The sequence below is a fragment of the Emticicia sp. genome, from assembly GCF_049241225.1.
GTDB lineage: Bacteria > Bacteroidota > Bacteroidia > Cytophagales > Spirosomataceae > Emticicia.
In genome coordinates this window covers 1-12,509 of record NZ_JBMLRC010000094.1, presented here as the reverse complement: position 1 = coordinate 12,509, position 12,509 = coordinate 1, and the positions used below count along the sequence as shown (strand labels likewise).

Genomic DNA, 12,509 nt, shown 5'->3' with positions numbered 1-12,509 from the left:
GATTTGATAATAAAATCTCTACGAGTTGTCATAGTTTTATACTGATTGAATATTTTGTACTTGATTGAATACTAAATGATTTGTTGAATAAACTCAAATTGCTTTTGTTCACTAAAAATTGCTTCAACTGGAAAGTCTAAACCTTTCAGAACCGAGCAATGGATTACGCCTTCATCGGTTTTCTTGATAAGTTCGTACTGTCCATTCTTGATAACATACTGTTCTACTACTTTTGCTTCTACGTCAACCAGCCAATATTCTAATACTTGATGAGCCTCAAAATCTCTGAATTTTATGCCACGGTCTCTTTCAGCTGTACTATCTGATAAAACTTCAACGATAAAATCTGGCACTGGAAAAAGCGATTGATTGGGTTGAATCAAATCGGCCTTTTCTTTACTGAAAAACATAACATCTGGCTCATAGTCATTTCTGGTGAACCTTGCCATTACTTTTTCGTGCGTAACTCTGCCAAGTTTATGTTTTAGAGCATAAATACTAAGAATTCTAAACAGATTTTCACTTGCTTGAGCATGGCTACTTTTTACGGGTGAATGCACAATAATTTCACCATTAATAAACTCAGCTTTCAAGTCATCTGTGACCCAATTATAAAATTCTTCTCTTTTTTGTTGCTCATTTCGAAGCATATCTTGGGCTTTTTCCAAGATTTTAAATGCTTCGGGAGTATCCATGATTAAACCCAGTATTTCGGAAGTTGCGTTCATACGATTTTGATTAAAACCCTGTAAATCTAATAAAAATTTTAAATTTTCAGTGGTTTTTTCTACCAAATCACTTATAACTCAGTCCAGCACCGAATTTAAATAGAGCATAATTTGGCTCCAAATAACCCGGTACATCAGATTTGTTTTCTTGTACTGCTTTTTCTGAAATTGGTATCGTAAAAGGCATTTTTCCTGTTGGGTTGAATGCTCCGCTAACAATATCCAAAAGAGCATCTTGGGTTGTTCCGAAAGTTGCTAAGATTGACTTCGCTTTGCCCTTATCAATTTCGTCAATCACCCAAGGATTTGTAAAGTTGATAGCCAAAATGGTTGGTTTTGCATTCAAAATTTCATTGACATGGGCAACATCAACTTTGTTTTTTGAAAGACTCAATTCGATGGCTTGTCCGCCCGAACTAAACAAACCGCCAGCACTCGGAATCAACCATAAAAGCACTACATCGGCTTCTTCTTTGGTCGAAACAAATTCGATGTTTGGGTTTTGAATAGTTGGCTTATTTACATTGATTGCCGAAGTTTGAGCTTGTCCTCTTCCGCTACTTTCTTTGTAAGTTTCAAAATACACTTTTGTGCGGCCACCATCGGCTTTCTTTGAAATCGGTAAAAGTTGGGCATCATTTCTGAGCAAAACAATTGATTTTCTGAGTGCTAAATCTGCTTTTTTCTGAAACTCAGCATTTCCAACCGTTTTTACCGCATTTTCTACATCAACATAAGGATTTTCAAATAAACCCAAATCAAATTTTTCTTTCAATAATTTGGCAATTGATTCATTGATTCGCTCTTCTGTTACCATTCCTTTCTTGACGGTTTCGAGTAAAAGAGCAGGGTCAGCTCCGCCCGAAAAAATATCAACCCCAGCATCGAGGGCTTTTTGGTAACGTTGAACTATCGTAAGGTTTTCAACTCCCCACGGCATCATGTCAATCGGGCCAGTATCAGAGTTGATAATGCCTTTGAAGCCAAGTTTTTTACGCAGTAAGTCTTGAATAATAGCCTTATTATAAGAAAAACCTACGGCTTCCATACTTTTATCCTTTGGAGCAGAATAATATGGCATGATAGAAGAAGTTCCTGCATCAATGGCCGCCTTGAAAGGTTTTACGTGATAATCAAACATTCCGCCTGGGTAATGAGCATACTTTCCCCAATCGAAGTGCGAGTCTTGTCCGCCCTCTTGTGGGCCACCACCTGGGAAATGCTTGGTAGTCATGGCTACCGAGTTTTTATTGAGTTTTGTGCCTTGAAAGCCCAAAACTATTTCCCGAATCATGTTGGAAGCTAAATCAGCATCTTCGCCAAAAGTTCCTTCCGTACGTTGCCAACGTGGTTCGGTCGATAAGTCGGCCATGTACATATAGCCTTTTCTGAGTCCGACCGAAGCCCATTCTTTGGCAGCAATTTCGGCAAACTCACGAGTCAATTTTAAATCTCGCATGGCAGCCATGCCTAATTCTCCTGGCCATCTTGAGAAAACTGTTGTACCTACGCTCAAACCGACTGAGGCATCAACCGTTACATGGTTTCGTGGATTTGAGGCAACAATCGCTGGAATTCCCAAACGTGAGGTTTCGCACAATGCCTGCAAATTATTCGACCAATCGGCCATTGTTTTGGCACTTGTATTTGCTCGCAAAATAAAATGACGCAGATGAAAATTCATCACACCTTTGGTTGTTCCTGCCGACGACATCATCGGTACAGCCAAAGGCTTGCGAGTGAACATATTGTTGGGCTGAATCAAATCTTCTTCATTAAACCCACTCGAAATTTCGGTTCTTGGGGCATTCGCCTGAAAGACATTATCGCCCGCCATACGAGTAGTGCTGATAATCATGAAGCCAATTTTTTCTTCAAGGGTCATCTGCGAAATCAAATCTTTGATTCGGGCTTCTTGCGGTAAACGCCAATCTTCGTACTTATCAAGTTTGCCGTTTTTATTGAGGTCTTTAAATTCTAAACCGTTGACTTTCAGTGTTTTCACCGAACGATACCCCAATGTGGGTTGTACGGGCTTTTGGGCATAACCGACCGTTGCACAAAACAAAGCAACTCCAATAAAATGTATTTTTTTCATGATAGGTTAAATAGATGGCGTTGAAAAATGATTTATTTCAATTCACGGATTTTGATATTTCTGAACGAAACATTATTGCCGTGGTCTTGAAGCAAGATATTTCCTTTATCGGCTGCACCAAATCCGTTATAGTCTTTGTATTTTGAACGAGCCACTAAAGCATTGAAAACATTGCTCTTACGCTCATATTCTACTACTTTGAAGCCATTTAGCCAGTGCTGAACGATATTGTTTGGATAGACAATCACACGGCCTTGATTCCAATCACCAATTTTCTTGATGAAACGTCTGTCCATTTTCAAATCTTTGTCGATTTTGTAAGAAGGAATCAAATCGTATAAACTCGCCAATGTACGATTTCCAACTGCTCCCATTTTTGCATCGGGGTGCTTTTCGTCATCAAGCACTTGGAATTCAAGTCCGATACCAGATTTTCCGTTAGAATCAAAAGCTTCGTTTACGAAATATTTCACACCCGAATTAGCACCTTCGGTAAGTTTAAACTCAAAAACTAATTCAAATGCACCAAATTGCTCATTCGTAACAATATCATTACCTGTTTCAGAACCATCTGACGGACTAACGTTGATTGTTCCGTCAACTACTGCCCAATGTTGTTTTGGCATTTCAGTTCCGTGAACGGCTCTCCAACCCGTGAAATCTTTACCATTGAAAAGCATTTTGAAGCCTTGTGCTTTTTCTTGTTCCGAAAGATTATTCAAAAGTAAATTTACAACTGGACAATTATCCAACGGACTTGGTTTGAGATTTTCGGTCTGAATTCTGATGTTTTTCCAACGAATTTTCATGCCCTCTTTCATTGGCCCGTAGATTGAGTGTACTTGCAAAGCAATGAAACCTTGTGCAGTCATATCATCAATTACATGGGCTGTTGGAACGCCATTGATGAATGTACGAAGTGTATTTCCGATGGCTTCAATGCGGTATTTATTCCACTGACCAACTGGCTTGAATGCTTTTTTACCTTCAGGATTATTATTTGGAATATACAACCAATCACGACGGCCTTCATCATAAATAGCACCCGACCAAGCTCTTGGTGAAGGGTCAACTTCCATTTGGTAGCCATGCACACGACCTTCTTTATAGTCAGGTTTTGAAAGGCTACGGAACTGTACGCCGCCATTCATTTCATCATCAAGTTTGAGGTCGAGTTCGAGAATAAAATCGCCGTAGTCTTTTTCGGTGCAGAGAAATGAGTTTGGTGTGTCTTTGACGGTTGTACCAACTATTTCGCCATTTTCTACTATATATGTAGCTTTGCCGCCACGTTGAGTCCAGCCTTTTAAATCTTTACCATTGAATAGGCTTTTCCACTGCTCTTTTTGAGCGTGCGTATGTGAAAATGCCCCTATTGTGAGTAGAAGTACAAGAATTTTTTTCATTTTTAAAATTACTACTTGAGTTGAATAATAAATCAAAATTAGGCATTAAAAGAATACCAATCTAATATCTATTTAACCAAAAATATTAAGATTTTGATATTTAATTGACCTAATTCTTGTAGATAGGGTCAAGAAATAGGTATAATGAAACACTAAAAGAAACTAATCGGCCGAAAAAACGATTTTCTATGTATTAGTTTTCACTTCATTCAATTAAGCTATAACTCATGGAAGAAATAAATCTTTTTTCTCCGCTCCAAATAAAGGGTATTACATTAAAAAATAGAATCGTGATGTCGCCGATGTGCCAATATTCGGCCACCGATGGTTTTGTGGATGATTGGCATTTTGTGCACTTAGGTAGCCGAGCCGTTGGAGGTGCTGGTTTGATAATTACAGAAGCAATGGCGGTTTCGCCCGAAGGAAGGATTTCGGCCGGAGATTTGGGCTTGTGGAAAGACGAACACATTGCACCAATTCGCCGAATTACAGATTTTATTCACAAACAAGGCTCAGTTGCGGGTGTGCAACTCGCTCATGCAGGCTACAAGGCAAGTTCGGCTGTGCCGTGGGAAGGTGGTAGATATATTTCAACCGAAGAAGGTGGCTGGCAACCAGTTTCGCCAAGTGCTACTTTATTGACCGACCAAAAAACTTACTCAAAAGAGCTAACAAAGGCTGATATTGAACAAATCGTTGAAGATTTCAAGCAAGCTGCCAAGCGTGCTATCGAGGCAGGCTTTAAAGTCATAGAAATTCATGCTGCACATGGTTATTTACTGAATGAGTTTCTTTCGCCAGTAGCCAACAGACGAGCTGATGAGTTTGGAGGAAGTTTTGAAAACCGTTCGAGGGCATTGATGTTGGTAATTGATGCCGTGAAAGAAGTTGTTCCTGCCGAAACACCACTTTTTGTCAGAATTTCGGCCACAGATTGGCGTGCTGACGGCTGGAAGATTGAAGACTCAGTTAGACTTTCGGCTATTTTGAAAGAAAAAGGAATTGATTTGATTGATTGTTCGACGGGTGGATTTGTCGCTCCGAAAGAAATTCCGATTGCACCAAACTATCAAGTACCTTTTGCCGAAGAAATAAAAGCCAAAGTTGGTATAAAAACAGGAGCAGTCGGGCTAATCACTTCGGCTGAACAAGCCAATGAAATTATCATTTCGGGCAAAGCTGATTTGGTGTTTTTAGCGAGAGAATTATTGCGTAATCCATATTTTCCGCAAAGTGCAGCTCACGAACTGGGTTTTGATATTGAGTTGCCGAGTCAATATTTGAGAGGGAAGAAATAATATAAGGGCGAACAGGATGCGACCGAGCGTCGGCCGCCGTCGCTCGGTTCGCCCCACAAATGTTTAGAAGTTTACTTTAATAGACTCCAGGTATTTTTTGCTGGTTTGGCCGCATTCGAGAGCAGTGCGGCCTTTTACTGGCACCGAATCAAGCTCAATGATATTCCAGCCTTTGAATTTAATCTTTTCTAAATTCTCAAAAATTGCAGGAAAATCTACTCTTCCTTGTCCCAGTTCCACAAACTGATAACCAGACTTTGAATCAGTTACTTTCGTATCTTTTATGTGCGTTGCGTACAAAATGTCTTTATATTTTAGCACTGCATCGGCTGCATTTCCTCCGCCTTGCGTGTAGTGAGCCACATCCAACAATGCCAAAATATATTTATGATTCATCTCGTTGAAGATAATATCTACTTCTTCGGGGGTTTCGCCGAGTTGATTCATATGATTGTGATACGCTGGCTGAATGCCCGTTTCGCCTTTTACAACCTTTGCCACTTCGCTCATGTTTTTGGCGTATTTCTTCAACTCTTCGGTTGTTGGAAGGCGGTCTTTCGGACGAGAATTATTGGTTATCTGCAAAGATTTTCCGCCCAAAGCTTTAATGAATTTTGCGTGGTTGAGGTGCGTTTCAATATCTTTTGTAATATCATCTTGAATACTTACATTTCCACTCGAAAACATTGCAAGTTGTAAACCACTTTTTGTAATGGTGTCTTTCAAATCTTGTGGTTTATCTTTGAAAGGAGCGTAAGTATTAGCTCTTAGCTGGATTCCTTTGAAGCCTAAAGCGGCAATATCGCCGATGGCTACTAAATCATTACCATTCCATGTGATAGCCGAATAGGCGATTTTATGTTTACTTTTGGCGGCCAATACTTCTAAAGATAAAAAGGACGATGCTGTAAGGATAGATGCTTGTGTAAGAAAATCTCTTCTGTTCATAGTTTTATAGATATTGAGGGTTGATTTTTTGACCGAAATCATGGCTACAAGTTATGTGATTTCTTGTAAATAATAATGCCACAACTGGTTATATTTACTAACAGTTGTGGCATTGTGTTGTTTGATAGATTTTGTTTCAAAAAAGAGGACTCCTCGAAGTGGAGGAGTCTCTCTGAGTACTATGATGAAACAAATCTACTAAATATTAATATCCTGGGTTTTGAGCAAAAGCACCTGGATTCGAGCGGTCGATTTGAGTTTGTGGAATTGGTCTCACATAGTGTTTGTCTGCCACGGCCTGAGCTTGAGGATTATGTCTTTTCACTCTTTCTACTAAAAGCCCCCAACGTTTCAAATCTAACCAACGCATTTGCTCACCTGCCAACTCTCTTGCACGCTCTTCTACAAGGAAATCGAATGTCATCTGAGCTTCTGTAATCCTCATAGCTTCTTTTCTACCCGGCCAGCCTGCACGCTGACGTACAATATTTACATCTGCGGTTGCTTCTGCTCTTTTACCTAATTGAAGGTTTGCTTCTGCACGCATCAGATAGATATCTGCCAATCGCCAAACAAAATAGTCTCTCGAGCCTCTTGGTTCTGTTCTGTCCGAACGCTTAGTGTCGAAGAATTTTTGTAAAGGTGGAAATAATGATTCATTATAAGCACTCGGAACCAATACTTGATATTTTCTTTTGGCTCTTTCTTCTCTGCTCATCTCGAAGCCAGGTATGAAGATTGTGGTATCTCCCGCAGCAAACGTAACACGAGACTTTGAGTTATCAAAAGAAGTATTGAAAGACCCTGGATTGTTACATAACCAAGTATCTCTAAACGACTTCTTGTAACGAGAATCGTTTACTCTTTCGCCAAAAACTGTGTTTAAGCAATAAGATGTAGGTCTAAGGCGTCTAAACGGACGACCCCAGAATACGTCACGTACCATACCCGCCTGTATATCATATACCATACCAAAAAACAAATGGAGGTTATTACCGCCACCACCTTCGCCACCTACATTGGTAGCATTGGCAATCTGGTCAGCCGTGTATTGAACTGCGAAAACAACTTCTGAATTTAATTGATTATTTTCGTCATGTACTGCTGCAAAATCATCTAAAAGTCTAAAATTATACTTTGTAATCAGGTTAGTACACAAATCAGCGGCTTTTTGGAAATCATCAGCGGCTTTATTTGGCCCGTAAGCTTTCGCTAAATACACCTTTGCTAAAAGTGCTTCGGCGGATGCTCTTGTAGCTCTACCATAGTCAGTCGAATGAGCTTTATTCTCAAGGTCGGCGATAGCCTCATTACAGTCCTTGATTATTTGAGCATAAACTTCAGCATCACTATTTCTTTTTGTATCCTTAGTCGGGCCGGTTGTTTCGGTGAGTCTCAACTCAACTGGGCCATATTGTTGATGTAAAATATAATAATAATGAGCCCTTAAAAACTTTGCCTCTGCTACCCTTAGCTTCTTTGTAGCATCCGAAATACCTGGTATTGTAATACTTGCTCGCCCGATGATAGCATTACAAGTATTGATACCCCTATATAATTCATCCCACAAAATAGCAAGGTAATCTACCGTAGGTTGTATTTGGTTATCGTAGAAGTGAAACCCTTTATAAGCACCATCAGCTCCGGTAGCATATATATCTGTACCGTATTCGGTAAGTGTTAACCCTAACTGAGTACCATAGAATGTTCTTAATGACGAATATGCAGCTCTTGTGGCATCTTCAAAGCCTTTTGCTGTATTCATGTAATCGTTACCAATCTGTGAAACGACGGTTTCTTTTAGTAAATCTTGGCAAGAGGTACTCAAAAGTAGAAGACCACCAAGTGCTATTCCTTTTAACTTATTTATTTTCATTTTAATTAATGCTTTAGAAGTTGATATTTAGACCAAAAGTAGTTACAGTTGTAGATGGAGTTACGTTACTATTAACCTCTGTAGTACCTGTTGCAGAAGTTGTGATAGCAGCTTCTGGGTCAACACCATTATATTTAGTCAGGTAAGATGACCAAATTTTGGGCTGTTGAATAGATGAGAAAATACGGATAGATTCTGCTCCTATCTTCTTCGCAACGCCACTTGGCAAACTATAGCCGAAGTTTATGTTTCGTAGTTTTATGAAGCTTCCATCATAATAGAATAAAGAAGAGTTAAACACTGGGAACTCTTGGTTACTTCTTGGACGTGGGAACTCATTGGTTGGGTTATTTGGGGTCCAGTAGTCAACTTTAATTTGTTGATAGCGACCTGCCAACGCTAATTGGTTTCTGTGGAATCCAGACAAAATAGTATTGCCAAAACGACCAAATAAGAAGAAACTTAGATCAAATCCTTTGTATTCAAATCTGTTTGTAAGACCACCCGCCCATTTCGGAACGTCATTACCAATAATCACACGGTCAGCGGCTGTGATTCTACCATCGCCGTTTGTATCCTGAATCTTGATTTGCCCTACTTCAGAACCAAAAGCTCTGGCTTGGTCTGCTTCATTTGTTTGCCAAATACCTACTTTCTTGAAGTCATAGTAAGTGTTTAGGGGTTGTCCAATAAACCATCTGTTACCCACATCATCTACTTTACCGTTGTATAATTCTACGATTTCTTCTTTGTTCTTAGTGAATTGGAAATCGGTAGTCCACTTAAATCCACCTCTTGTATCTACGTTCACGGTTGTAAAACCGAGTTCAATACCTCTGTTTCTTGTATGACCTACGTTTCTTGTTACGGCGTTGAACCCTGTAGAACCTGGCAAGAAGTCAGATAGAAGCAAATCAGTAGTATTTGTTTCGTACAATTCTAATGAACCTTGTACACGACCACGGAATATTGAGAAATCGAGACCAATGTTAGCGTTTGCCGAAGACTCCCATCTTAAATCTGCATTACCAATCGTATTAGGTCTGTAACCAAACGCACCTGTTGCACCAAACGCATAAGTAGTACGACCCAACAATCCTTGTGTTTGGTAAGGAGATACCCCAGTGTTACCTACTTTACCCCATCCACCTCTCAGTTTCAATAAATCAACCCAAGATATTTGCTTCATGAACGCTTCATTTGTGATATTCCAACCTAAGGCAAATCCAGGGAAATTACCATACTTGGTATTCTCACCAAAACGACTCGAACCATCACGACGCATTGTCAATGTCACTAAATATTTATCATTAAATGCATAGTTTACACGACCCATATATGAGTTGATAGTCCATTCAATAAGGTTGGAACCAACTCCCAAAACAGAGGACGCAGAGTTGAGGCTATAGAATGACTGTGTTTGAGCAGGCACACCCTGAACACTCGCTCCAAAAGTTTCGAAATTGTCTTTTTGAATAGATTGAACACCTGTTACGTTGAGAGAGTGCTTTCCAAAGTTTTTGTTATAATTCACGATGTTTTCCATGGTGAAGTTAAATCCAAAACGGTTTTCATTGAACGCCTGTGAGTCCCCACGACGACGAGCATTAGTTTCTGAACCAATGAAACGTCCCCAACGTGAAATTGTAAAGTCTGGGCCTAAATTTAAACGATACGTAAGGCCATCTAAAATTTTAACTTCTGCAAAGATTGAGTTAAAAATTCGGTATCTTTTTGTATTGTCAATATTTACACCATCCACTACTTCTGAAAGTGGATTAGATAACAAGGCGTCGTTGGTAGGCTCAAAAATCAATGAACCATCTGCGTTATATGGAGTTCCTAAAGGATTAGCACTCAAAGTATTTGCATATGGGTTTAAGTTTTCACCATTTCTGATTGAATACATCATATATGATGAGATTCCCACTTTCAATCTTTTATTTATCTGATGGTCGATATTGGCACGAAGCGAATTACGTGTAAAGTCTAATAATTTTGTAATCCCTTTGTCCTGGAAAAAGCCAGCTGAGATATAAAATGAAGTTTTCTCATTTCCGCCTTGAATACCTATAGTATGGTTTTGCATCATACCCGTTCTCAAAATCAAATCTTGGTATTGGGTATTTCTTCCAGCAGCAATACCAGCGGCAACGTTAGGGTCGCCACCCAAAACTGCAACTTTTGCATCAGCAGCTGCATCTGCAACCCCTGTTGGAACAGGGTTTCCAGCAGCGTCTCTATACAAACCAGTGGCTCTGTAAGCCTCTCTTACATATTCGGCAAATTCTTCTCCCGAAAATAACTCCAATTGACTGTAAGCGTTCGAAGCTCCTGCATAAGTATCAAGAGTAACTGTTGTTTTTCCTTTATTGGCACCTCTTTTGGTAGTTACCAAGATTACACCATTTGCCCCCCTAGCACCATAAATGGCCGTTGCAGTGGCATCCTTCAAAACCTCCATAGATTGGATGTCATTTGGGTTAATGTCTTCGTAACCGGCCGATAACGGAATACCATCTACAACATAAAGAGGGTCGTTACCTGCATTAAATGACCTACGACCACGAATAAGGATACGTGGTGCTGCACCAGGCTTTGAACCAGACTGTGAAACATCAACACCTGCCGCACGACCTTGTAAAGCCTGACCTAAGTTAGTAAGGGGCATTTCTGTGATTTGTTTGGCAGTTACTTGCGAAATTGCACCTGTTGTTTGACTTTTTTTCTGAGAACCATAACCAACAACTACCACCTCATTCAAAGAAGCAGCATCCTCTTCCATCGTTACATCAACATTATTTTGGTTACCTACAACCACTTCTTTTGCTTTATAGCCAATGTAGCTAAATACCAAAGTCGCATTGTTAGCTGCTTGTACCGAAAACTTTCCTGCTGCATCAGAGATTGCTCCTTGTGATGTACCTTTTACTGTTACGCTTACTCCTGGCAGCGGATTGCCACCAGTATCGGAGACCTTGCCTGATACTGCTCTGCTCTGGGCTACGGACAACTGCCAGCTAATCAAAATAGCCAAGCTGAGCATCATCTTTTGTAGTAATTGTTTCATACTCAATTAATAAAGGATTAGTTAATAAATAAAGGTAAAAAATAGACGAACTAAAAATAAGTAAATTTTTAATTAGAATAATTACAAAACTACATTTATTATCAAATTACTACCACTAAAATTTGACCCATTTCTAATATTTTTTTGACAAATAAGCCTTTCAATAATGTACTTTGTGTCATTTATGTCGTAAATTAGCTGTCATAATCTATTATTTAGTCGCACAAATAGAATGTTTCTAATAAATTTTATAAAAGAAATTAGTTAAAACACCTATAAAGGTCGGACCTAAACATGATTCTTGAAAAAATGAAACCTCAGTTACTCAAAATATCAAATCCTGCTGATTCTTCATTCAATCTGTTTGTGCAAGAAACGCCTTACTTCTCTACACCTTGGCATTACCATCCAGAGTATGAAATAGTATTAGTTTTGGAAAGTACAGGGAAACGTTTTGTGGGAAGTTCAATCACTGATTTCAAGCCTGGTGATTTGTGCATGATTGGCTCATATTTGCCACACTACTACCGCAACGATGAAGATTTTTATAACAAAGATTCTAAGCTGAAAGCCCGCTCGTTGGTTATTCACTTTTTAGAAGATTTTTTAGGCGAAAAATTCCTTCAATTACCCGAAAGTCAGGCCATAAAAGCTTTACTCGAACGCTCGAAAAGAGGCCTAAGCTTTGGTGAAAAAACGGTTGCGAAAGTAACGCCTAAATTCAAGAACTTACCAAATTTGGTAGGCATGGAACGGTTATTGGAGATGATTTCGATTCTGACGATCTTATGCGAAAGTGAAGATAAACAAGACCTCACGACCAACCCAATTTCGCTCCGAAATGAAGTTGATTCGGCTCGTATGAACAAAGTATTTGAGTATGTGATGCTCAAGTACCAAGAAGAAATTCAATTGAAAGACGTTGCCGATTTGGCAAATATGAGTGAGTCGGCTTTTAGTAGGTATTTTAAAAAGCGTACTCGCCGAACTTTTACGCAGTTTTTGGCCGAAATACGCATCGAACATGCTTGTAAACTATTGATGGTCGATAAAATGAGTGTAGCCGAGATTTCGTTTGAAAGTGG

At 39.4% G+C, this 12,509-nt stretch carries 8 protein-coding genes; 2 read left to right on the top strand and 6 right to left on the bottom strand.

Annotation, left to right across the window (positions count from 1 at the left end):
* Positions 1-71: 71 nt before the first annotated feature.
* From ACOVO2_RS05715 to ACOVO2_RS05705, 3 genes are all read right to left on the bottom strand, one after another.
* Complete coding sequence (locus ACOVO2_RS05715) at positions 72-728, bottom strand: Uma2 family endonuclease (RefSeq protein WP_421769039.1); 657 nt, start codon at positions 726-728, stop codon at positions 72-74.
* A 67-nt stretch (positions 729-795) separates the two neighbouring features.
* Positions 796-2,826, bottom strand: a complete 2,031-nt coding sequence (locus ACOVO2_RS05710; protein WP_421769038.1) for a glycoside hydrolase family 3 protein — start codon at positions 2,824-2,826, stop codon at positions 796-798.
* Positions 2,827-2,858: 32 nt separating this feature from the next.
* Positions 2,859-4,232: a 3-keto-disaccharide hydrolase gene (locus ACOVO2_RS05705; RefSeq protein WP_421769037.1), complete on the bottom strand. Its 1,374-nt coding sequence runs from the start codon at positions 4,230-4,232 to the stop codon at positions 2,859-2,861.
* 227 nt (positions 4,233-4,459) lie between these two features.
* Between ACOVO2_RS05705 and namA the strand changes: the two genes are divergently transcribed.
* Positions 4,460-5,530, top strand: coding sequence for an NADPH dehydrogenase NamA (gene namA, locus ACOVO2_RS05700; RefSeq protein ID WP_421769036.1), 1,071 nt, complete (start codon positions 4,460-4,462; stop codon positions 5,528-5,530).
* Positions 5,531-5,593: 63 nt separating this feature from the next.
* On the opposite strand, the gene ACOVO2_RS05695 is transcribed toward namA, so the two are convergent.
* The 3 genes from ACOVO2_RS05695 to ACOVO2_RS05685 form a co-directional block, all read right to left on the bottom strand.
* A complete protein-coding gene (locus ACOVO2_RS05695; protein WP_421769035.1) occupies positions 5,594-6,478 on the bottom strand; it encodes a sugar phosphate isomerase/epimerase family protein in 885 nt (294 codons plus the stop codon).
* Between the two features lie 205 nt (positions 6,479-6,683).
* On the bottom strand, positions 6,684-8,354 hold the full coding sequence (locus tag ACOVO2_RS05690) for a RagB/SusD family nutrient uptake outer membrane protein (RefSeq protein WP_421769034.1): 1,671 nt from the start codon (positions 8,352-8,354) through the stop codon (positions 6,684-6,686).
* Between the two features lie 13 nt (positions 8,355-8,367).
* A complete protein-coding gene (locus ACOVO2_RS05685; RefSeq protein WP_421769040.1) occupies positions 8,368-11,403 on the bottom strand; it encodes a SusC/RagA family TonB-linked outer membrane protein in 3,036 nt (1,011 codons plus the stop codon).
* Between the two features lie 330 nt (positions 11,404-11,733).
* On the opposite strand from ACOVO2_RS05685, the gene ACOVO2_RS05680 reads away from it, so the two are divergent.
* Positions 11,734-12,509 (top strand): AraC family transcriptional regulator (locus tag ACOVO2_RS05680; protein WP_421769033.1); only part of this gene is annotated, 776 nt, incomplete at its 3' end.

Bases quoted from the DNA above. Each gene is read 5' to 3' on its own strand.
- ACOVO2_RS05685 (WP_421769040.1), bottom strand. From the start codon at position 11,403: ATGATGCTCAGCTTGGCTATTTTGATTAGCTGGCAGTTGTCCGTAGCC.
- ACOVO2_RS05715 (WP_421769039.1), bottom strand. From the start codon at position 728: ATGAACGCAACTTCCGAAATACTGGGTTTAATCATGGATACTCCCGAA.
- ACOVO2_RS05705 (WP_421769037.1), bottom strand. From the start codon at position 4,232: ATGAAAAAAATTCTTGTACTTCTACTCACAATAGGGGCATTTTCACAT.
- ACOVO2_RS05690 (WP_421769034.1), bottom strand. From the start codon at position 8,354: ATGAAAATAAATAAGTTAAAAGGAATAGCACTTGGTGGTCTTCTACTT.
- ACOVO2_RS05710 (WP_421769038.1), bottom strand. From the start codon at position 2,826: ATGAAAAAAATACATTTTATTGGAGTTGCTTTGTTTTGTGCAACGGTC.
- ACOVO2_RS05695 (WP_421769035.1), bottom strand. From the start codon at position 6,478: ATGAACAGAAGAGATTTTCTTACACAAGCATCTATCCTTACAGCATCG.
- namA (WP_421769036.1), top strand. From the start codon at position 4,460: ATGGAAGAAATAAATCTTTTTTCTCCGCTCCAAATAAAGGGTATTACA.